This is a genomic window from Microtetraspora sp. AC03309 (genome assembly GCF_020826795.1).
GTDB classification, from domain to species: Bacteria; Actinomycetota; Actinomycetes; order Streptosporangiales; family Streptosporangiaceae; genus Microtetraspora; species Microtetraspora glauca.
In genome coordinates this window covers 17,379-37,968 of sequence record NZ_JADDIL010000009.1, presented here as the reverse complement: position 1 = coordinate 37,968, position 20,590 = coordinate 17,379, and the positions used below count along the sequence as shown (strand labels likewise).

At 71.1% G+C, this 20,590-nt stretch carries 18 protein-coding genes; 11 read left to right on the top strand and 7 right to left on the bottom strand.

The genetic code is table 11. The annotated features are described in order from the left end of the window. Positions 1-12: 12 nt before the first annotated feature. Together IMZ11_RS06935 and IMZ11_RS06930 are read right to left on the bottom strand one after the other, a co-directional pair. Positions 13-561, bottom strand: coding sequence for an aromatic-ring-hydroxylating dioxygenase subunit beta (locus tag IMZ11_RS06935; RefSeq protein WP_228638691.1), 549 nt, complete (start codon positions 559-561; stop codon positions 13-15). Further along, positions 558-1,916, bottom strand: coding sequence for a Rieske 2Fe-2S domain-containing protein (locus IMZ11_RS06930; protein WP_228638688.1), 1,359 nt, complete (start codon positions 1,914-1,916; stop codon positions 558-560). Before IMZ11_RS06930 ends, IMZ11_RS06935 begins: the two co-directional genes overlap by 4 nt. Positions 1,917-2,057: 141 nt before the next feature. Here IMZ11_RS06930 and IMZ11_RS06925 point away from each other — a divergent pair, with 141 nt between their 5' ends. Beyond that, positions 2,058-2,693 carry a TetR/AcrR family transcriptional regulator gene (locus IMZ11_RS06925; protein WP_228638686.1) on the top strand — a complete coding sequence of 212 codons (636 nt, stop codon included), beginning with the start codon at positions 2,058-2,060 and terminating at the stop codon, positions 2,691-2,693. Positions 2,694-3,182: 489 nt separating this feature from the next. Here IMZ11_RS06925 and IMZ11_RS06920 read toward each other — a convergent pair whose 3' ends face one another. Both IMZ11_RS06920 and IMZ11_RS06915 read right to left on the bottom strand, forming a co-directional pair. Next, positions 3,183-4,715 (bottom strand): nitronate monooxygenase, encoded by a 1,533-nt coding sequence (locus tag IMZ11_RS06920; protein ID WP_228638682.1) that lies wholly within the window; start codon positions 4,713-4,715, stop codon positions 3,183-3,185. A gap of 241 nt (positions 4,716-4,956) precedes the next feature. Next, the gene (locus IMZ11_RS06915) at positions 4,957-5,232 is read right to left on the bottom strand and encodes a hypothetical protein (protein ID WP_228638679.1); all 276 of its coding nucleotides are present in this window, start codon (positions 5,230-5,232) and stop codon (positions 4,957-4,959) included. Between the two features lie 95 nt (positions 5,233-5,327). Here IMZ11_RS06915 and IMZ11_RS06910 point away from each other — a divergent pair, with 95 nt between their 5' ends. From IMZ11_RS06910 to narI, 7 genes are all read left to right on the top strand, one after another. Beyond that, positions 5,328-7,859 carry a multicopper oxidase domain-containing protein gene (locus tag IMZ11_RS06910; protein WP_228638676.1) on the top strand — a complete coding sequence of 844 codons (2,532 nt, stop codon included), beginning with the start codon at positions 5,328-5,330 and terminating at the stop codon, positions 7,857-7,859. After that, positions 7,856-8,293, top strand: coding sequence for a hypothetical protein (locus tag IMZ11_RS06905; protein ID WP_228638673.1), 438 nt, complete (start codon positions 7,856-7,858; stop codon positions 8,291-8,293). The genes IMZ11_RS06910 and IMZ11_RS06905 overlap by 4 nt, the downstream gene beginning before the upstream one ends. 309 nt (positions 8,294-8,602) lie before the next feature. After that, positions 8,603-9,763 (top strand): nitrate/nitrite transporter, encoded by a 1,161-nt coding sequence (locus IMZ11_RS06900; RefSeq protein WP_228638670.1) that lies wholly within the window; start codon positions 8,603-8,605, stop codon positions 9,761-9,763. 54 nt (positions 9,764-9,817) lie between these two features. Then, entirely contained in the window at positions 9,818-13,573 is a 3,756-nt protein-coding gene (locus tag IMZ11_RS06895; RefSeq protein ID WP_228638667.1) for a nitrate reductase subunit alpha, read from the top strand. Between the two features lie 81 nt (positions 13,574-13,654). After that, positions 13,655-15,310 (top strand): nitrate reductase subunit beta, encoded by a 1,656-nt coding sequence (gene narH, locus IMZ11_RS06890; RefSeq protein ID WP_228638664.1) that lies wholly within the window; start codon positions 13,655-13,657, stop codon positions 15,308-15,310. Further along, on the top strand, positions 15,307-15,996 hold the full coding sequence (gene narJ, locus IMZ11_RS06885) for a nitrate reductase molybdenum cofactor assembly chaperone (protein WP_228638661.1): 690 nt from the start codon (positions 15,307-15,309) through the stop codon (positions 15,994-15,996). The genes narH and narJ overlap by 4 nt, the downstream gene beginning before the upstream one ends. Further along, positions 15,993-16,739: a respiratory nitrate reductase subunit gamma gene (narI, locus tag IMZ11_RS06880; RefSeq protein ID WP_061258565.1), complete on the top strand. Its 747-nt coding sequence runs from the start codon at positions 15,993-15,995 to the stop codon at positions 16,737-16,739. The genes narJ and narI overlap by 4 nt, the downstream gene beginning before the upstream one ends. A gap of 141 nt (positions 16,740-16,880) precedes the next feature. Here narI and IMZ11_RS45055 read toward each other — a convergent pair whose 3' ends face one another. Further along, positions 16,881-17,012 (bottom strand): hypothetical protein, encoded by a 132-nt coding sequence (locus IMZ11_RS45055; RefSeq protein ID WP_255706112.1) that lies wholly within the window; start codon positions 17,010-17,012, stop codon positions 16,881-16,883. Between the two features lie 191 nt (positions 17,013-17,203). Here IMZ11_RS45055 and IMZ11_RS06875 point away from each other — a divergent pair, with 191 nt between their 5' ends. Both IMZ11_RS06875 and IMZ11_RS06870 read left to right on the top strand, forming a co-directional pair. Next, positions 17,204-17,899, top strand: a complete 696-nt coding sequence (locus tag IMZ11_RS06875; RefSeq protein ID WP_228638658.1) for a class I SAM-dependent methyltransferase — start codon at positions 17,204-17,206, stop codon at positions 17,897-17,899. A 56-nt stretch (positions 17,900-17,955) separates the two neighbouring features. Beyond that, entirely contained in the window at positions 17,956-18,174 is a 219-nt protein-coding gene (locus IMZ11_RS06870; RefSeq protein WP_228638656.1) for a hypothetical protein, read from the top strand. A 256-nt stretch (positions 18,175-18,430) separates the two neighbouring features. On the opposite strand, the gene IMZ11_RS06865 is transcribed toward IMZ11_RS06870, so the two are convergent. Next, positions 18,431-18,805, bottom strand: a complete 375-nt coding sequence (locus tag IMZ11_RS06865; RefSeq protein ID WP_228638653.1) for a nitroreductase family deazaflavin-dependent oxidoreductase — start codon at positions 18,803-18,805, stop codon at positions 18,431-18,433. A 158-nt stretch (positions 18,806-18,963) separates the two neighbouring features. On the opposite strand from IMZ11_RS06865, the gene IMZ11_RS06860 reads away from it, so the two are divergent. Further along, positions 18,964-19,611 carry a TetR/AcrR family transcriptional regulator gene (locus IMZ11_RS06860; RefSeq protein ID WP_228638650.1) on the top strand — a complete coding sequence of 216 codons (648 nt, stop codon included), beginning with the start codon at positions 18,964-18,966 and terminating at the stop codon, positions 19,609-19,611. A 150-nt stretch (positions 19,612-19,761) separates the two neighbouring features. Here the strand turns inward: IMZ11_RS06860 and IMZ11_RS06855 are convergent, their stop codons facing one another. Beyond that, on the bottom strand, positions 19,762-20,550 hold the full coding sequence (locus IMZ11_RS06855) for a TetR/AcrR family transcriptional regulator (protein ID WP_228638647.1): 789 nt from the start codon (positions 20,548-20,550) through the stop codon (positions 19,762-19,764). Positions 20,551-20,590: the final 40 nt, after the last annotated feature.

Genomic DNA, 20,590 nt, shown 5'->3' with positions numbered 1-20,590 from the left:
GCCCCCGGGTGCTTAGAAGAAGTTGCTGAGGTTGCGGGACAGCAGAACGGTCTGATCGAGGTAGACGGCACGGGCGGCGATCCGCAGGCCGGCCTCGGTGCGGCGCAGGGTGTCGCGGCGCATCCCGTACCAGGAGTCTTCCTCGGTGTGCAGGCGGGTCCGGTACAGATGGAAGTTGGACTCGGCGATCAGCTCGTGACCGTCGTCGGAGACGATCCGGACGTTGGTGATGAGGTGGCGGGTGCGGGAAGGCGGGTCCTCCGCCCAGGAGCGTCCGGTGCCGAGCTTGGTGACGCGGCCGGTCAGCAGCACCTTGTCGTCGTCGAAGAACGCCATCTGGCCGGGCCGGGTGAACTCCTGGTCCAGCTCGTGCTGCATCCGGGTGCGACGAATCGGCATGAAGTAGTGGGTGTCGTCGGTGAACAGCTCCAGCCACTCCTCGTAGCGGTGGGCGTCCAGGAGCGCGGCCTCGTCGAACAGGAACTTCTGCACCTGGTGGTGCAGCAGCATCTCGGCGATCTCGCCGGCGGTGGCGGGCAGGGTGTGATCAGAGGTGGTCACAGCGTCTCTCCCGGGGTGGTCGCGGCCTTCAGATCGGCCCAGTCCAGGCCCTTCAGCCACTGGGCCCAGCAGTGGTAGGTCCACAGCTGCGCGTGCTCGCTGGTGTGGCCGTCGATCCGGGCCAACCCGTGCTCCTTGACGATCTGCCCCTGCCCCAGCCCCATGTTGAGCAGCTGGGGAACCCTGCGGCTGGCGGTGCCGTAGGTCTGCTGGGTGCTCTGCGACCAGTTCTCGCCGTCGTCCTGCTCCAGCAGCCCGGCCGGGCCGAACACCCGGTTGGCAATCATGACCGTGAGCTGCTGCATCTCCGGCGCGGAGTCCCGGTCGACGAAGGTGAACCACCAGATCTCGGTCGTGGACGGGCTGCGCGGGATCCGCAGGGACAGCTGCGAGGTGGTCGTCACCCACGTGGTGGGGAACACGCCGGGGTGCCCGGCGACGTTCACGCCTATCGGGCCGAGCGCCTCGCGGGCCTGCGGCGTCTGCCGCCACGACCGGTCGAGTTCGAGGTTGCCCACCGAATCGGCCGTCGGGCCGCCGATCGCGTGGCCGTACTCGCCGACCACGACGGTCTGGTCGAAGTCGATCCCGGTGATGCCGCTGCGCGGAGCCGACAGGTCGGCGCCGCTCTGCATGCTCACCCCGGCCATGTCGATCGCCTCCGCGGCGGGCTCCCCGTCCGAGGCGTCGCCCAGAACTCCCTTGTGGAACGCCGAGGCGTGCGTGACCTGCGGGTGGTACCAGTCGTAGAGGTTGTCCAGCGCGAACTTCCAGTTGCAGTCGATCACGAACTTCTGGATGCCGGGAACCACCTCCATCCGGCCCCGCTCGGCCAGCAGGTCCAGGCCCAGCCGGCCGGTCGCGCCCAGGAACTCATCCAGCGGCGGCGCCGAGACGTCATGGGTGCCGAACACGAACCCCTTGTAGGAGGCGACCTGGGCGACCTCGCGCAGCCCGTGCCGGGACTTGTCGAAATCGTCCTGATAGAACTTCCGCTGCCCCGGCACGCCCTGAAGACGCCCGTCGATGTTGTAAGACCAGCCGTGGTAGGTGCACAGAAAGTTCCGGGCGTTACCCTCCTCCGCCCGGCACACCGCGTTGCCGCGGTGGGCGCAGGAGTTCAGCAGCGCCTTGATTCCGCCGTTCTTCTGCCGGACCACCAGCACGTTGTCGCGGCCCATCACCGCCTGGAAGAAGTCCCCGCGGTTCGGGATCTGGGTCTCGTGGCACAGGAACAGCCACGCCCGCCCGAAGATCTGCTCCATCTCCAGATCGAAGATCTCTTGGTCGCTGAAGATCCGGCGATCCACCTCGCCCCGCTCCAGTGAGACCAACCCGTCCAGCTGAACGGTCATGCCACCGCCTCCTCTTCGAATTCCCGTAGCGATCGTTACGGTAAGGAGCTGGTGACGCTATGTCAATAGACGCATAACGCTTCTAGACTGGATATCTTGCTGTAGTGACTACTACATGGCCTGACCTGGGAGAATCAGGGCGTGGCTGAAGCACGACGTACACGCGCCAACGGGGAGGCGTCCCGGGAGCGGATCCTGGACGCCGCCACCGAGATCACCGGCGAGCGCGGCTACGAAGGCACCAGCATCAGCCTGGTCAGCAAGCGATCCGGGCTGCCGGCCAGCTCGATCTACTGGCACTTCAAGGACAAGGACGAACTGGTCGCCGCCGTCATCGACCGCAGCTACACCCGCTGGATGGCCGAACTCGAACGCCCCGTCCCCGTCCCGTTCGGCGCCGGCCGCGACGAGCTGTTCCGGCTGATGGCACACCGGATCGGCAGCGCCCTGGCCACGTTCCCCGATTTCCTACGCCTCGGCCTGATGCTGGTCCTGGAGAAGCGACCGGAGGAGCTCACCGCCCGCGCCAGGTTCGTCGAGGTCCGCCAGACCGTCGGCCGGCGCATCCAGGAGGTCTGGGCGGCGTTCTTCCCCGAACTGGGCCCCGCCGACATCGAGCAGCTCGTCATGCTCACCTTCGTCATGGCCGACGGCCTGTTCATCGCCAACCAGACCCAGCCGCTCGACCTGTCGGGATCCTTCGACCTGCTCGCGACCGCCATCAGCGCCACGGCCGCCCAGATCGCCCACCAGGCGGCATCGGCGACCCGGGACTGAGTGCGGCTCCCGGACTCGGCGACACCATCCGGCCTTGATGCCTCCGACCGCCGCAGCGGCTGTACCTTCCGTCCTGCTCGTTCACGGCCTGGTACACCTCGTCGACCCCGGCATCGCCACACCGGCGATGTTCGACGAGGTGGGTCTTCGGCTCTATGTACCGGGACGGGTAGCAGGCCGCCGCTCCGCCGAGCGGGGTGGTCGGCATCGCCACGATTTCCTTGGGGCAGACATCGACGACTCTGGTGCCGGACCTACCCTTGACTGCCCTACTGCCGGACCGCTGCAGTTTCTCGTCGAGCGAGGCGTCCCGATCTGTGTGTTCTGGGTAGAGCGGCCACACCTGGACCTATCCGCCGCCGTGAGCGGCAAATCGATGAAGGTCTCAGTGCGGGAGGCGGCCAGGTGCCCTCGGGCGGCGACACACACGGCTGGGACGCCTGCATCACGGCCCGGCCGTTCACGAGGCGGCTGACCGCCGGAGGGCGATCAGGAGCCCTCCGGCGGGAGCCCGCCCTCCCGCCGGTCGTCGCCGGCTCCGGCGGAGCCGGGGGCACCGCCCGGTCCGAGCAGATGAGCGACGACGTCGGCGGCGGTGTACCCCTCCGGCAGGTCGCCGAGGAAATCAAGGTCCTGACCGAGGGTGAGCAGCGGCGGCTCCTGGTACCCGTCCGGACGGTGCTGCCCGAGACCGATGGCGGCGACCAGACCGTTGCACAGACACCTGCGGCCTTCCGTCTCCTCGAGACGTCCTCCCTTGCGCAGGAACGCGTCGACCGGCTCGGCCGGGCACCGGAAGCCGACACCGCCGTCCGGCTTGACGTACGGCGTGCGCAGATGGCCGAGGTCGCACAGCCTGGGGCGGCGCTCGTGCACCTCCGGGGCGGCCAGGGTGTCGGGCAGTCCGGCCACTTTGAAGGGGAACCCGGCCGGTGAGGCGTGCGGGTCGTTGCGCACCCGCAGCGTGCCATCCTTGGCCTGCTCAAGGAGCCTCCGCCGCAGCTTGTCGTCCAGGCCGGACTCGCGGCACAACGCGAAGGCCGTACCCACCTGGACGCCCGCGGCGCCGGCCTCCAGTGCCCGCGCCAGCCCGTCCCGGCTCGCGTAACCTCCGGCCAGCCAGAACGGCAGGCCGAGCGCGGCGACCTTGGCGAGATTGACCTCGTCACGCGGCCCGTACACCGGCTGGTCGGTCTCGTCCAGCCGCATCCGGCCGCGCGGCGGCGCGCTGTGCCCGCCCGCCACCGGCGCCTCCACCACGAACCCGTCCGGCCGGGTCTCGGGCGTACGCGCGAGATAGCCGGCGAGCACGTCGGAGGAGACGATGGCCAGCAGCCGCGGCCTGACCAGCGGCTCGGGAGTACGCCCGAGCAGCGCGACCGGGTCGATGCCGACGGCGTGCCGTTCCCCACCTTCGGCCCCCGCGACCGTGACCGTGACCTCGGCCGGCAGGTGCGCGGCGAGCCGGTCGAGCAGCCGCGGGATCTGGGACGGAATGCCCGCCCCCATGAGCACGAAGTCGACCCCCGCGAGCATCGCCCCGTAGGCCGCCGCCGGCGTCGCCATCTGGATCTTCTCCAGGTAGTTGATGCCGATCGTGCCGCCGTCCCGCTTCGCGAGGAACACCTCGGCGAAGTTGGCGACCACGGCCAGTTCGTCCCGTGCCCGGTTCGGGCGCAGGCCGAGCCGCGGCACCGGCCGGTACGGCGCGCCGGGCTCGATCCCGTCGCGCACGTAGTACCTGGCCAGGATCCGCTCGCTGATCGCGGGCACGGGGAACTCGGCCAGTGCCCCGCGCAGGTGCCCTCCCGGGTCACCCTGCTGGAGCCGCCTGGCCAGCGTGACGTCCAGCGCCACCCCCGAGACCACGCCGAGCTGTCCGGTCCGGGCGACGGACCGCGCCAGCCGCCACCCGGACACGCCTACTCCCATCCCTCCCTGGATGAGCGTGGGAAGCCCGCCCTCGGCCGTGGCCGCCGCGGACCGTACCGGGCCGGGGACCGGCTGCTCGGCGATCGTCAAGGGGAAAACCTCCTGCTCGGCGGACATCGGGCTCTCGCGTCCCGGTGACGCCAGGTACTCCGGTGGATGGCGTGACGAGTCAACCGGTTCGCGGTGATCTCCCTGTAGTGACCAAAGTCCCGAGCGCGGGGGTCCCCAGTCACACAAATCCCTACAAAACGAACAAAGTTCCGGTCAAAGAACGGCCGATCGTCCCCCCGAACAGGGCCGAAGGTCCCACGTGACCGCCTCGGCGGGCATGTCAGCATGGGATCGCGCCGGGCGCGGCGGGCACCGACCGGATCGGGCACGCGGTCGCGCGCCCCTCAGGCAGGAAGGCAGCCCTCCATGACCTCGGCCGAGGTGTCGACCGGTTCCGAACGGCCGCACGGACCCTCAGGATCACCCGCGCAGCCGCGACCATCAGCACCTGCGGGATCGGCACCCGCAGCATCAGCACCTGCGGCACCGGGACCTGCAGCATCAGCACCTGCGGCACCCAGACCTGCGGGATCGGCATCGCCTGGGCCATCGGCATCGCCGGGACCGGCACCCGCCGGACCACAGGAACCGCCGGGAACGCCCGCGAGGCCCGGCCGCCGGGCGAGCCGCCTGCTGAAGGCCAACGCGGTCGTGGTGGCCTGGCTGGGGCTGACCGTCCTCGCGGCCCTGGCCGGGGACACGCTGCCCGCTCCCCGCTGGCTGCTGGTCCACCTCTTCCTGCTCGGCGCCGCGACCAGCGCGATCCTGATCTGGAGCGAGCACTTCACGGTCACCCTGCTGCACGCGCGCCCCCCGGACCCGCGCTGGAGCGCGGCCCGCCTCGGGACCGCGAACGCCGGTACCGCCGCCGTGCTGGCGGGCGCCGCCCTGGGCCCCTGGTGGGCGGCGGCGTCGGGAGCGGCCGTGATCGTCGCGGTGGTCGTCTGGCACACCGCCGTCCTGGTCAGGATGCGTCGCCGGGCGCTGCCCGGCCCGTTCGCCCACGTCGTCCCCTGGTACGTCGCCGCGGGCGCCGCGCTGGCGGCGGGCGGCCTGCTGGGCGGCCTCCTGATCGCCCGGGTCGTGCCCGGAGGCGCGCACGAGCGGCTGCACGCGGCGCACGCCGCGGTGAACGTCCTCGGCTGGATCGGCCTGGCCGTACTCGGGACGCTGTTCACGCTCTGGCCGACGGTCCTGCGCACGAAGGTGTCCGCCCTGACCCGCCAGGCATCCCGTACGGCACTGCGGCTGGCGGTGCCCGGCCTGGCCGTCGCCGTAGTCGGGCTGCTCCTCGGATGGCGCTGGGTCGCGGCCGCGGGTCTGGCGCTCTACGCCGCCGCGGCGGCGGTGGCGCTGGCTCCGCTGGTGGAGACACTGCGGCGGCGCCGCCCGACGACCCCGGCCGGCTGGACCCTCGCGGCCGGGGTGGCCTGGTTCGAGGTCGCGCTCGTCGCGGATCTCGTCATGGTGGCGGTGCGCCCGGCGGCCCAGGCCGGCCGCGCGCTGGAGACGCTCCTGCCGCTGGTGCTCGCCGGATTCGTCGCGCAGACGCTGCTCGGCTCCCTCGGCCACCTCCTGCCCGCCATCGCGGGCGGCGGCCCCGCCCGGCTGAAGCGGAACGCGGCGTTGCTCGAACGCGGCTGGCGGGTCCGGCTCGCCGCGGCCAACCTCGCCGTCCCCCTGGTTGTCCTCCCGATGCCCGGCCCGCTGCGGCTGCTGGGCTGGGCGCTGCTCATCGGCTCGGTCACGGCCTTCGTCGTCCTGGCCCTCGCGGTCGTGCTCGGGCCCGTCCTGGCGGGCCGCCCGGCGGTGCCGGGGATCGCCGGGGTGCTCCTCGGCTGCGTCCTGACCGCCGCGGCGGTCGTCGTCGCGGTCCAGGACGTCCCGGGCACCACAGCGCCGGGTACTACAGCGCCGGCGGCCGCCGGCATGTCGGGCGCCGTGTCGGGCGCGGCCCGTACGGTCGAGGTGACCCTGTCGGGCATGCGCATCCGGCCGGGCACGATCGAGGCTCCGCCGGGCACCCGCCTGACCCTGCGTGTCACGAACCGGGACGGCCAGCGCCACGACCTGCGGTTGTCCACGGGGCAGAGCACCCCGATGCTCGATCCCGGCCGGAGCGCCACCATCGTGCTCGACATGCCCGCGACGGCGGTGGACGGCTGGTGCACCGTCGTGGGGCATCGCGTGGCCGGGATGTCCATGCGCGTCCTGCCCGCCGCGTCCGCTGGATCCGCGGGAACGGCGAGCACCGCGCAGGCGGCCCACGACCAGCAGATGAGCGGCCACGACATGAACGCGAGCACGGGCCGCCTGGACCTGACCGCGCCGATGTCGGCGGGGTGGAAACCATACGACGCGACCCTCAAGCCCGCCCCCGGAGGAACGGACCACCAGGTCGAGATCCGCGCCACGGAGGCCGAGTTGGAGGTGGCGCCCGGCGTGCGGCAACGGGTGTGGACGTTCAACGGGACGGTTCCCGGTCCTGTGCTCCGCGGCCGCGTGGGCGACGTCTTCACGGTCACCTTCGTCAACGACGCCGCGATGGGCCACGGCCTCGACTTCCACGCCGGCGCGCTGGCCCCCGACCGGCCGATGCGCACGATCCAGCCGGGAGAGCGGCTGACCTACCGGTTCCGCGCCGACTTCGCCGGAGCCTGGCTGTACCACTGCTCCACGATGCCCATGTCGCAGCACATCGCCAACGGCATGTACGGCGCGGTGATCGTCGATCCGCCGGACCTTCCCCGCGTCGACCGGGAGTACGTCCTGGTGCAGGGCGAGCTCTACCTCGGGGAACCGGGCGGCCAGGCCCAGGTCGACAAGATCGTCCAGGGGCGTCCCGACGGCTGGATGTTCAACGGCACCGCCTCCGGTTACGACCACGCCCCGCTGGAGGCGAAGGCCGGTGAGCGGGTGCGGATCTGGGCCGTGGCCGCCGGGCCGAGCGACGGCACCTCGCTCCACGTCGTGGGCGCGCCGTACGACACCGTCTACAAGGAGGGCGCCTACATGCTGAAGAAGGGCGGCCCCGGCGGAGCCCAGGCGCTCGACCTGGCCCCGGCACAGGGCGGCTTCGTGGAGCTGAGATTCCCCGAGCCGGGCACCTATCCGATCGTCGACCACGACATGCGCCACGCCGAGGCGGGCGCGCACGGCGTGTTCCGTGTGAGCGCGCCATGACCTGGTGGTCGGTGGTCCGCTTCCTGCATGTCCTGTCGGCGGCCCTGTGGGTCGGCGGCCAGCTCACCGTGTCGCTCGTCGTGCTGCCGCTGGCCCGCCGCCTGCTGGACGCCGAACGGCGCGCCACGGTGCTTAACGCCGTCGGCCGCCGCTTCGGCATGTTCACCGGCGCGGTGTTCCTGCCGCTCCAGATCGGCACCGGCGTGGCCATCGCCTGGCACAAAGGCGTGACCTGGGCCTCACTCGCCGAACCCGGCTACGGCCGCATTCTCGCGGCCAAGCTCGCGCTGTTCTGCGCGGTCATGGCGGCGGCCGCCGTACACGGCTGGGCCTCCCCCAAGGGGCTGCCCGGCCTGGCCCGCACCATGGCGGTGGCCGCCCTGGTCGGCTCGGTCGGCATCATCGTGCTCGCCGCCGCACTGCCGGCGACCTGACCTGCCGTCCCGACCTGCCGTCCCGACCTGCCGTCCTGGCCAGACGACCGGACACACCGGATCCCACCCCGACAACGACCACCCGCGCACCTGAGTCCTGACCTGCCGCCCGACGTCGTCACCTGCCGGGCCGCCTGCCGCGCCGCGTGGTCCGCAGTGCCGAAGATCATCGGGACCTTACGCTGCCACGACCGGGACCAAAGTCCCTGATGCTCTCCCATAACGGGCCACAAAACTTGCATGCAGGATGCAATTTTGGGAACTGGGGCGAGAATGACCACCGTCACTCCTCTGACAACACACACGGCCATGGCTGGCCGTACCCGCGCGCTCGTCCTCGCGACGGCGGCCTTCGCGGTCAACTTCTGGGCCTGGGCGCTACTCAGCCCCCTCGGGCCGACGTACAAGGACCTGCTCGCCCTGACCCCGTTCGAGGTGTCGATGCTGGTGGCGGTCCCGGTCATCGTCGGATCGCTCGGCAGGATCGTGCTCGGCGGGCTCACCGACCGCTTCGGCGGCCGTTCGGTGTTCGGCGTCGCCGGCCTGGTCGGCATCGTGCCCGTGCTCTTCCTCGCCTTCGCCGACAGCTACCCCTCGCTGCTGGTGGGCGGCTTCCTCCTGGGACTGACCGGCGCCACCTTCGCGATCGGCGTGCCATACGTCAACGCCTGGTACCCGCCGGCGCGGCGCGGCCTCGCCCTCGGCGTCTTCGGGATGGGCAACATCGGCACCGCCATCTCCGGCTTCGTCACCCCCTGGCTGGCCCGCGACTTCGGCGCGCGCACGCCGTTCTTCGTCGTCGCCGCCGCGCTCGTCGTCGTCGGGCTGGCCTTCCTGACCATCGGCCGCGACGCCCCGGGCGTCACCCCGTCCACCGAGCCGTTCCTCACCCGCTTCACCCGCGCCGCGCGGCTGCGGATCACCGGTGAGCTCGCCGCAATGTACGCGCTGACCTTCGGCGGGTTCGTCGCCTTCGGCGTCTACCTGCCGCTCTACCTCAAGGACGCCTACGGGCTGACCACCGCCGACGCGGCGGCCCGCTCGGCCGGCTTCGTCGTGCTGGCCACGCTCGCCCGTCCGGTGGGCGGCTGGCTGGCCGACCGGGTCGGCGGGCGACCGGTGCTCAGCGGTGCGCTCGCCGCCGTCGTCGTGTGCGCGGTCATCGTGGCCTTCGGCCCCGCGATGCCGCTGGCGACCACCGGCTTCCTGATCATGGCGGCGGCGCTCGGCCTCGGCAACGGCGCCGTGTTCGCGCTGCTCGGCCGGGCCGTACCGGCGACCATGGTGGGCTCGGCGACCGGCGTGGTGGGCGCGGCCGGAGGACTCGGCGGGTTCCTGCCGCCCATCGTGATGGGCCTGATCTTCCAGGCGACCGGCACATACGCCATCGGCCTGATGCTGCTGGCCGTGGTGGCGGCGGCCGCGTTCGTCTACTGCTGGTTCGTGCTCCGCGTGGCCGACCAACCCTGACCCGCACCACCCCCGACACATCGATCGACGACGCGAACGAAGAGGAGCACACACATGGCGGGCATGGACGGGCCCATCGACGACGCCCTGCTGAAGCTGGGCCGGCACCTGCACAGGGGTGAGCCGTCCGGCGACCGGAGGACCCTCTACCAGGTCGGCGGGCGCCGGGGCGACGCCTTCTACCGCGACCGGTGGAGCCACGACAAGGTCGTCCGCTCCACCCACGGCGTGAACTGCACCGGATCCTGCTCCTGGAAGGTGTACGTCAAGGACGGCGTCATCACCTGGGAGGCGCAGCAGACCGACTATCCCAGCGCCGGCGCAGACCGGCCCGGGTACGAGCCGCGCGGCTGCCCCAGAGGCGCCGCCTTCTCCTGGTACACCTACTCCCCCACCCGGGTCAGGTTCCCGTACGCCAGGGGCGTGCTGGTGGAGATGTACCGCGAGGCGAAGGCCCGGCTGGGCGACCCCGTCGAGGCGTGGGCCGAGATCGTCTCCGACCCCGGCAAGCGGCGCCGCTACCAGTCCGTCCGCGGCAGGGGCGGCCTGGTCCGCGTCACCTGGGACGAGGCGACCGAGATGATCGCCGCCGCGCACGTGCACACGATCAAGACGTACGGCCCGGACCGGGTGGCGGGCTTCTCGCCCATCCCCGCGATGTCGATGGCCTCGCACGCCGTCGGCGCCCGGTTCGTGTCCCTGATCGGCGGGTCGATGCTGTCGTTCTACGACTGGTACGCCGATCTGCCCGTCGCCTCGCCCCAGGTGTTCGGCGACCAGACCGACGTCCCCGAGTCGGCGGATTGGTGGGATGCCGCCTACCTGATGCTGTGGGGCTCCAACGTGCCCGTCACGCGCACCCCGGACGCCCACTACATGGCCGAGGCCCGCTATCGGGGGCAGAAGGTCGTCGTCCTGTCCCCTGACTACAGCGACGCGGCCAAGTTCGCCGACGAGTGGCTCGCGCCCCGGCCCGGCACCGACGGCGCTCTCGCCATGGCCATGGGCCACGTCATCCTCAACGAGTTCTTCGTCGAGCGGGAGACGCCGTACTTCACCGGCTACGCCAAGCGCTTCACCGACCTGCCCTTCCTCGTACGGCTGCGCGAGCACGACGGCGCGTACCTGCCGGACAAGTTCCTCACCGCCGCCGATCTCGGCGAGGAGGGCCAGGAGGCCGCGTTCAAGACCGTGCTGCTCGACGAGCGGACCGGGGAGCCGGTGATCCCGGGCGGCTCGGTCGGCTTCCGCTACGCGCCGGAGGGGGAAGGCCGCTGGAACCTCGACCTCGGCGACACCGACCCCGCCCTCACCCTGATCGGCACGGGTGGCGCCGATGGCACGGACGGCGTCGGCGGCGAGTCCGTCGTCGTGGCGCTGCCCCGGTTCGACCAGCCCTCCGGCGGCCCGTCCGGCGACTGGGCGGGCGGCGGCGCGCTGCTCAGGGGCGTCCCCGTCCGGCGGGTGGGCGGCCACCTCGTGACCACCGTCTTCGACCTGCTCCTCGCCCAGTACGGCGTCGCCCGCCCGGGCCTCCCCGGCGACTGGCCGTACGGGTACGACGACCCCGCCGTGCCGTACACGCCGGCCTGGCAGGAGGAGATCACCTCGGTCCCGGCGGCCAGGGTGGCCAGGATCGCCCGGGAGTTCGCCGCCAACGCCGAGGAGTCCCACGGCCGATCCATGATCATCATGGGGGCGGGGACCAACCACTGGTTCCATTCCGACACCATGTACCGCTGCTTCCTGGCGCTCCTGACGATCACCGGATGCCAGGGAGTCAACGGTGGCGGCTGGGCCCACTACGTCGGCCAGGAGAAGTGCCGGCCGATCACCGGCTGGGCCCAGCTCGCCTTCGGGCTGGACTGGGCACGCCCGCCCCGGCAGATGATCGGCACCGCCTACTGGTACCTGCACACCGACCAGTGGCGCTACGACACCTACACGACCGACGTGGTCGCCTCGCCCCTCGGGAGCGGCACGTTCGCGGGGAAGGCGACCGCGGACCTGCTGGCCCAGTCGGCCCGCCTGGGCTGGATGCCGTCCTATCCCACCTTCGACCGCAACCCCCTCGACCTCGCCGACGAGGCCGCGGCGGCCGGTCAGGAGGCCGGGCCGTACATCGTGGAGCGGATCCGGTCGGGCGACCTCGGCTTCGCCTGCGAGGACCCCGACGCGCCGGAGAACTGGCCGCGCGTCCTGACCGTGTGGCGGGCCAACCTGCTCGGCTCCTCCGCCAAGGGCAACGAGTACTTCCTGCGCCACCTGCTCGGCGCCGACTCCTCGCTCCGCGCCACCGAGGCCGAACCCGGCCGGCGCCCCCGCGACGTCGTCTGGCGGGACACCCACGACGAAGCCCGCGCGGAGACCGGAGCGGAGACCGGCGAGCAGGCGGGCGGGCCGCGCGGCAAGCTCGACCTGCTGCTGTCCCTCGATTTCCGGATGACCTCCACCACGCTGTTCAGCGACATCGTGCTCCCCGCCGCGACCTGGTACGAGAAGCACGACCTGTCCTCCACCGACATGCACCCGTTCGTGCACGCCTTCACCCCGGCCATCGACCCGCCGTGGCAGACCCGCACCGACTTCGCCGCCTTCCACGCCATCGCCGAGGCGTTCAGCGCCCTGGCCGAACGGCACCTCGGCGTCCGCCGCGACATCGTCGCGGTGCCGCTGCTGCACGACACGCCCGACGAGCTCGCCACCCCGCACGGCCGGGTACGCGACTGGCGCGAGACCGGCGAGACCCCCGTGCCCGGCCGCACCTTCCCCAAGATCGTCACCGTCGAGCGGGACTACGGCGCGATCGCCGCCAAGATGGCCGCCCTCGGCCCCCTGGTCGACCGGCTCGGCGCCACCACCAAGGGACTCACCTTCGACGTGGAGAGCGAGATCGACCGGCTCCGCCGGGAGAACGGCACCATGAGGTCGGGCGTCGCCGCCGGCCGCCCCTCGCTGGCGACCGACATCGCCATGTGCGAGACGATCCTCGCGCTGTCCGGGACCACCAACGGCCACCTGGCGGCGCAGGGCTACGCCACGCTGGCCCGCCGTACCGGCACCTCGTTCGACGGGCTCGCCGACGAGCACCGGCGCATCACCTTCGCCGACACCCAGGCCCGCCCGGTGCCCGTGATCACCTCGCCCGAGTGGTCGGGCAGCGAGACCGGCGGACGGCGCTACTCGGCGTTCACCACCAACGTCGAGCACGCCAAACCCTGGCACACGCTCACGGGACGGCAGCACTTCTACCTCGACCACGACTGGATCCAGGAGGCGGGCGAGGCCCTGCCGGTCTACCGGCCGCCGCTGAACATGACCGCGATGTTCGGCGAGCCTGAGTCGGTGTCCGACGGCGTCGTGGTGCGCTACCTGACCCCGCACTCGAAGTGGTCCATCCACTCCGAGTACCAGGACAACCTGCTGATGCTCACGCTCTCGCGCGGCGGCCCCACCATCTGGATGAGCCCGGCCGACGCCGCCAAGGCCGGCGTCGCGGACAACGACTGGGTGGAGGCGGTCAACCGCAACGGCGTGGTCGTGGCGCGGGCGGTCGTCTCCCACCGCATGCCGCAGGGCACCGTGTACATGTACCACGCCCAGGAGCGGGTCGTGGACGTGCCCAAGAGCGAGACGACCGGCAAACGCGGCGGCATCCACAACTCCCTGACGCGGCTGCTCGTCAAACCGACCCACCTGATCGGCGGCTACGCCCAGCTCTCGTTCGCCTTCAACTACCTCGGCCCGACCGGGAACCAGCGCGACGAGGTCACGGTGATCCGGCGCCGCGCCCAGGAGGTCGACTACTGATGCGCGAACGAGGAACGGTGAGCCCGCGATGAGGCCCGAGCGACACGACGGCAACGGATACGAAGGACAGGTGGACGAGCGATGACCAGGGTCATGGCCCAGCTCGCCATGGTGATGAACCTCGACAAGTGCATCGGCTGCCACACCTGCTCGGTCACCTGCAAACAGGCGTGGACCAACAGGTCCGGCACCGAGTACGTCTGGTTCAACAACGTCGAGACCCGCCCCGGCCAGGGCTACCCCCGCACCTACCAGGACCAGGAGAAGTGGCAGGGCGGCTGGGAGCTGAACGGGCGCGGCCGGCTCCGGCTGAAGGCCGGCGGACGGCTCCGCAAGCTGCTCAACATCTTCGCCAACCCGGTCATGCCGTCGATCCAGGACTACTACGAACCCTGGACCTACGACTACGACCGGCTCTTCTCCGCGCCCGTCCAGGACAGCACGCCCGTCGCGCGGCCCCGATCCCTCATCAGCGGCGCCCCGACGAAGATCACCTGGAGCGCGAACTGGGACGACAACCTGGCCGGCGCCCCCGAACTCGCCCCCGCCGACCCGATCCTGAGAAGGATGTCCGACCAGGTCAAGCTGGAGTTCGAGCGGGCGTTCATGTTCTACCTGCCGCGCATCTGCGAGCACTGCCTGAACCCCTCGTGCGTGGCCTCCTGCCCGTCCGGGGCGATGTACAAGCGGAGCGAGGACGGCATCGTCCTGGTGGACCAGGACCGCTGCCGGGGCTGGCGCATGTGCGTGACGGGCTGCCCGTACAAGAAGGTCTACTTCAACCACAAGACCGGGAAGGCCGAGAAGTGCACCTTCTGCTACCCCCGCGTCGAGGTGGGCATCCCGACCGTCTGCTCGGAGACCTGCGTCGGCCGGCTGCGCTACATCGGCCTGATCCTCTACGACGCCGACCGGGTGATCGACGCCGCGACCGTCCCTGACGAGAAGGACCTGTTCGAGGCGCAGAAAGGCGTCCTCCTCGACCCGCACGACCCGGAGGTGATCGCGGCGGCACGCCGGGACGGCATCCCCGAGGACTGGCTGGAGGCCGCCCGCCGCTCCCCCATACACAAGCTGATCTTCGAATACGGCCTGGCGCTGCCGCTGCATCCGGAGTTCCGCACGATGCCGATGGTCTGGTACATCCCGCCGCTGTCGCCCGTGGTCGACGCCCTGGCCGGCACCGGCCACGACGGCGAGGAGGCCGGGAACCTCTTCGGCGCGATCGACTCGCTGCGCATCCCCGTCGAGTACCTCGCCGAGCTGTTCACCGCGGGCGACCCCGAGCCCGTGCGGGACGTGCTGCGGCGACTGGCCGCGATGCGCTCCTACATGCGCCGCGTCAACCTCGGCCGCGCCCCCAGGGAGTCCATCGCCGCCGCCGTCGGACTGACCGGCGAGCAGATCGAGCAGATGCACCGCCTGCTCGCCATCGCCCCCTACGACGAGCGGTACGTCATCCCCAAGGCCCACGCCGAGCAAGGGGCCCAGCTGGAGGAACTCGCCACCGGCTGCAGCCTCGACTACGACGGCGGCCCCGGCATGAGCGGCCCGTTCGGCGAGGCGTCAGGACAACCACGACCGGTCGCGGTGGAGACCTTCCACGCGCTCAAGGAACGACAGGAGAGCGGCGCGCTCGTCGACCCCGCCGACCGGGAAGGACGGGTCAACCTCCTCAACTGGGACGGCAAGGGACTGCCCACCGGGCTGTTCCCGCGAAAGAAGGAGGACAGGTGATCCGCCGACACGCCCCCGCGCCTGAAGACGTCCGGGAAGGCCACCCCGGCGACGGCGCCTATCAGGATGCCGGACAGCCCGACCTGCGCACCGTCCACCTGGTCGCCTCGGTGCTGCTGGACTATCCCGACGAGCGGCTGCATGAGGCCCGGCCTGTACTGGCACGAGCCGTGTCCCGGCTGCCCGCCGGGGACGCCGCACGCCACCTGACCGCCTTCCTCGACCACCTCGACGCCACCCCGCTGCCCGAGCTGGCCGAACACTACGTGGCGATCTTCGACCTCAAGCGCCGCTGCTGCCCGTACCTCACCTACTACACCTACGGCGACACCCGCCGCCGCGGCATGGCGTTGCTGCGGTTCAAGCACGCCTACCGCGCCGCCGGGTTCGAACCGGCCGCCGGAGAACTGCCCGACCACCTGGCCGTCGTGTGCGAGCTGTCCGGGCGCGGCGCGACCCGCGAGGCCGGCCGGCTGCTGCACGAGCACCGGGCCGGCATCGAGGTTCTCCACCACGCGCTCACCGCCGAGGGCTCGCCGTACGCGCACGTGGTCGCCGCCGTGCTGGCCACGTTGCCGCCGCTCGGCGTGCGCGAGCGCGCGGCCGCGCTGCGACTGGCCGCGCAGGGCCCGCCCGCCGAGGAAGTCGGCCTCGAACCCTTCGCCGTCACGGGAGATCACCGTTGAACGCTCTGGACCTGATCCTCTGGGGGATCGCCCCCTACCTGGCCCTCACGGTATTCGTGCTCGGCCACGTCTGGCGCTACCGCTACGACAAGTTCGGCTGGACCACCCGCTCCTCCCAGCTGTACGAGTCGCGACTGCTGCGCGTGGGCAGCCCGCTGTTCCATTTCGGCATCCTGATGGTGCTGCTCGGGCACGTCGGCGGCCTGCTGGTGCCCAAGAGCTGGACCGAGGCGGTGGGCGTGTCGGAGGAGACGTACCACATCACCGCCGTGGTGCTCGGCACCGTCGCGGGCGTGTGCACCGTGGGCGGCCTGGCGATCCTGATCTACCGCCGCCGTACCGTCGGACCGGTCTTCATGGCGACCACCCGCAACGACAAGCTCATGTACGCGATGCTGGCCCTGACCCTCGTGCTCGGCCTGTCGGCCACGGTCGCCGCCAACATCCTCGGCGGCGGCTACGACTACCGGACCACGATCTCGCCCTGGTTCCGGTCGATCTTCGCCTTCCAGCCGGAGATGTCGCTGATGGCCGCGGCGCCGCTGCTGTTCCAGCTGCACGCCCTCTCGGCGCTCGCACTGTTCGCGATCTGGCCCTTCACCCGCCTGGTGCACATGCTCACCGCGCCGATCGGCTACCTGACCCGGCCGTACGTGGTGTACCGCAGCCGCGACCTCGGTGGAGAGCGCGGCACCCGGCCCGCCCGGCGCGGCTGGGAGCCGGCCGGTCCGCCGCCTCGCTGAGCGAGCCCCTCGATCAGACCATCGATCAAGCCTCGCTGAGCAGGCCCGCATCGCGCGCCCCACTGAGCGGGCCCGCCGCCCCCGGACCGTACCGGCTGCAACCCCGCCGGCCGGTACCGGGGGCGGCTCGCCCACCCCGGCTCACTCGACGCGCAACCCGTCCGGGCGCATCAGCCTGAGCTGGACCGGCAGGCCGTCCACGGGCACCAGCGCGACATGCCGGACGGTCAGCTCGAGCGCCTTCCCCGACGGGCTGGGCTTCTGCCTGGCCACGGTCACCATCTCGTGTAGCCGCTGAGCGCGATCGAGGAGGGGACGGGGTCGACCCGTCCCCTCTCCCACCACCGGACATGCCGGCCCGATCGACCGCAGCGGTGCCAGTGCGCGGTGTCCCGTCGTGAACGTGACTGTGCGGCGAATGAAATCCATTCGCGGTCGGCTACCGCCGCCGCCATGATGTGCTGATGCCCCCGAAGACCGCCTACCACGACGCGCTGGGAGACTACTTCGCCGAGCACGCCGGTATCAGCCCGTACAACGCTTACACCGATCGGCCCGCGATGCTGGAACTCGCCGGTGACGTCGACGGCGCGAAGGTGCTCGATGTCGGATGCGGTGCTGGGCACTACGCGGTCGAACTGCTGGCGCGCGGTGCTCAGGTGGTCGGTGTCGACGGCAGTCGCACGCTGCTGGAGCACGCGCGAGCGCGTGTGGGTGAACGGGCCGAGTTCCTGCTGCATGACCTGGAAGAGCCGCTGAACTTCGCCCATGACGCATCATTCGACGGGGCCGTGTGCGCGCTGGTGTTCCACCACCTCACTCATCGCGTCCAACTGCTGAGGGAACTGCACCGGGTGCTGCGGCCCGGAGGATGGCTCCTGGTCTCGACGACCCATCCGGCCGCCGACTGGCGTCACTTCGGCGGTTCGTACTACGCCGACGACTGGGTCGAGCTTCCTCTGAGAGGCAGCCCGTTCTCGATCCGCTTCCAGCGGATGCCACTGGAGATGTTCCTGGGTGAGCTGCTTGCCGCTGGTTTTGCCCTGGAGCGGCTCGTCGAGCCGCGCCCAGTGCCCCGCCTGCGCGAGGTTGATGAGGCGGCTTACACCAAGCTGCAGCAGGCGCCGTCCTTCCTGGCTGTGAGACTGGTGCGTCCTTGATCCCAGCTGGGCGACTGGTGTCGTCCCCGCCAGATCAAGCCGCTCGTGCCTGCCATGTGCCGGCCGCGGGCGGGCCGCACGGCCACGCGCTCGCGACCGGAGTTCCGGCCGCGGTCGTGGAGACGAGCCCGACCCGCGCGTACGGCATCGCCTGCGAGGCGGGGGGACATCGCGGTGCGCTCGCCGTACGGGAGAGCGTCGGCGAGGCGGTGCCGGTCACCGATGAGGAGCTGCGCTCGGCCCAGCGGGCACTGGGCCGGGCGGGCCTGTGGTAGGAGCTGTCGAGCGCGGCCGGTCTGGCCGCCCACCACAAGCTCGGCGCGTCCTTCGACGGACCGGTCGTATGCGTCGCCACCTCCAGCGGCTTCAAGGACCTCGGCGTCGGCGAGGAGCCCGTGGAGATCATCGACGGTTCATGGGAGAGCGCGGAGCCCCTCCTCCGGCCGTCCACTGCCTGAGCCCTCCCATCGGCTGCTCCGCACAGGAAGGCTTCCCTCAGGACCGGCCTGCCGCCGCGCTGGACGTCGATCGTCAGCCTGCGACCAGGTCCATACGGAGGAACGCGGTGATGCGCAGCAGCTTCGGTGGGCGTGCCACCGCATCGGAGAGGGCCTGGAACGCCTCGTCTTCCCCGACGAGGCGTGGGGCGGCGAGTTCCACCTCCCTCCCGTCGACCCGGAGCCGCGCCCCGTCGGCTGCCAGGACGTTCCGCACCCAGTCCGAGCGTGATCCATAGACCAGAACGAACAGGTAGCCGCCGTCGACAGGATGCGCGTCGAGCGGCGTACGGTACGTCGCGCCGGAAACGCGACCGACGTGAACCAGCACCGGCCACTTCCCGCTCGCGATCGCGCGAGGGTTGAACACCCGCTTGTTCACATGCCCCCACCACCTCGGCATCGGCATCCGGATCTCCTTCTCCCGCCCCGGCGGGGCGCATCGCAGGTCAGAGGTTCACCGCGCCCCAGCTGATGCCAACCCGCGCGGACTTACACCAGTAAGGCGACTTACGTGTGTAAGATTGGCTTACGCTTGTAAGGTTGTCAATCGCCCATGGAGCCGCCGTGTCACCACCACAACCGCTCAGCAGAGGTCTCGTGCTGGAAGCCGCGATCCGGGTCGCGGATCGCGGCGGCGTACAGGCGATCACGATGCGACGGGTGGCGCAGGAACTGGGCGTGGAGGCGATGTCGCTCTACCACCACGTACCGAACAAGGACGCGATCCTCGACGGCGTGGTCGACATGGTGTTCGCGGCGATCGAGCTACCCCGTGCCGAGAGCGACGATTGGCGCGACGCGATCCGTACGCGCGCCTCCTCCGCACGTGCGGTCCTATCGCAGCACAGCTGGGCCCTCGGCCTCATGGACTCCCGTCGCGACCCGGGGCCGGCGACGCTACGCCACCACGACGCCGTCCTCGGTGTCCTCCGGGAGGCGGGGTTCACGCTGCCGATGGCCGCGCACGCCGTCTCGCTCATCGACAGCTACATCGGCGGGTTCGTCCTCCAGGAGGCGAACCTGCCGGTGACGACGCCGGACGATGTCGAGGAAGTGGCCGGCGGCATCCTCCAGCACCTGCCGGCGAACGAGTTGCCGTACCTCACGGAGATGATCGTCGACCATGCCCTGCGGCCGGGCTACGACCACACGAGCGAGTTCAGCTACGGCCTGGACCTGATTCTGGACGCGCTCGAAGCTCGCCGGAGATAGAGACCCCGACACCGTGGCGCCCGACGGCACAGGGATCGCATCACAGGGGTCGCATTCGGCACCCCAGTACAGGCTCACCGTCGAAACATGGGCGACGACATCGTGCCAGAGCCTGTACGAGGTGCGAAGATCCGTAACCCGTACAGGCCCCTATGACGGCCCGGACGCGGACCTGGACCGGACGAACACCTCGACGCCGTCCAGCACCCGGGCCAGACCGAACGTGAAGGCGTGCTCGGGATCGAAGGCCGCGTTGTGCGCCTCGCCCGCCGCCGCTCCCACCCGCGCCGCGGTCGGATAGCGCCCGGGGTCCAGGACCTTGCTCAGGAACGGGGCGTGCGCCCACCACCACTGCTCGTCGGTCATGCCGGTGAGCCGCTCGACCTGCTCCGCCTCCACCGCACCCCGGACCGCCCCGTTGACGAACCCCGTCAGGAGCGTGACCACCGCGTCCATCTCGGTGTCCTCGAGACCGATGCCGTCCACCGCGCGCAGCGTGTAGTCGTAGACGGCTGTCACGTTCGGCCCGAGCGGCGGGCGGCTGGTCCCGACCTGCAGCATCCACGGGTGCCGGTGATAGAGCACCCGGTAGTCACGCGCGATGAGCTCCAGCCTCGCCCGCCAGCTCCCCGCCACGTCCGCGGGCAGGTCCTCGGGCCTGGGCAACTCGCCGTACACGGTGTCGAGCATGACGTCGACCAACTCGGCCTTGCCCGGCACGTAGGTGTAGAGCGACATCGTGCCGACCCCGAGCCGCTCGGCGACCTTCCGCATGGAAAGCGCGGCCAGGCCCTCGGCGTCGGCCACCTCGATCGCCGCCCGCACGATGCGATCCACGCTCAGATCCGGCTTGCCCTTGCGGCTGGACCGCTCCCCTGTCCGCCACAGAAGCGCCAGGCTGCGGGCCGGATCTCCCCTGCCGGTGTACTCCGTCGTCATGGTCAGCGCAGTCTACTCCGCCACGTACCGTAGGCTGTAC

Coding starts and splice junctions, on each gene's coding strand:
- IMZ11_RS06930 (WP_228638688.1), bottom strand. CDS start 1,916: ATGACCGTTCAGCTGGACGGGTTGGTCTCACTGGAGCGGGGCGAGGTG.
- IMZ11_RS06915 (WP_228638679.1), bottom strand. CDS start 5,232: ATGCCGATGGCCCAGGCGATGCCGATCCCGCAGGTCTGGGTGCCGCAG.
- IMZ11_RS06905 (WP_228638673.1), top strand. CDS start 7,856: ATGACCTGGTGGTCGGTGGTCCGCTTCCTGCATGTCCTGTCGGCGGCC.
- IMZ11_RS06900 (WP_228638670.1), top strand. CDS start 8,603: ATGGCTGGCCGTACCCGCGCGCTCGTCCTCGCGACGGCGGCCTTCGCG.
- IMZ11_RS06895 (WP_228638667.1), top strand. CDS start 9,818: ATGGCGGGCATGGACGGGCCCATCGACGACGCCCTGCTGAAGCTGGGC.
- narH (WP_228638664.1), top strand. CDS start 13,655: ATGACCAGGGTCATGGCCCAGCTCGCCATGGTGATGAACCTCGACAAG.
- IMZ11_RS06875 (WP_228638658.1), top strand. CDS start 17,204: ATGCCCCCGAAGACCGCCTACCACGACGCGCTGGGAGACTACTTCGCC.
- IMZ11_RS06865 (WP_228638653.1), bottom strand. CDS start 18,805: ATGCCGATGCCGAGGTGGTGGGGGCATGTGAACAAGCGGGTGTTCAAC.
- IMZ11_RS06855 (WP_228638647.1), bottom strand. CDS start 20,550: ATGACGACGGAGTACACCGGCAGGGGAGATCCGGCCCGCAGCCTGGCG.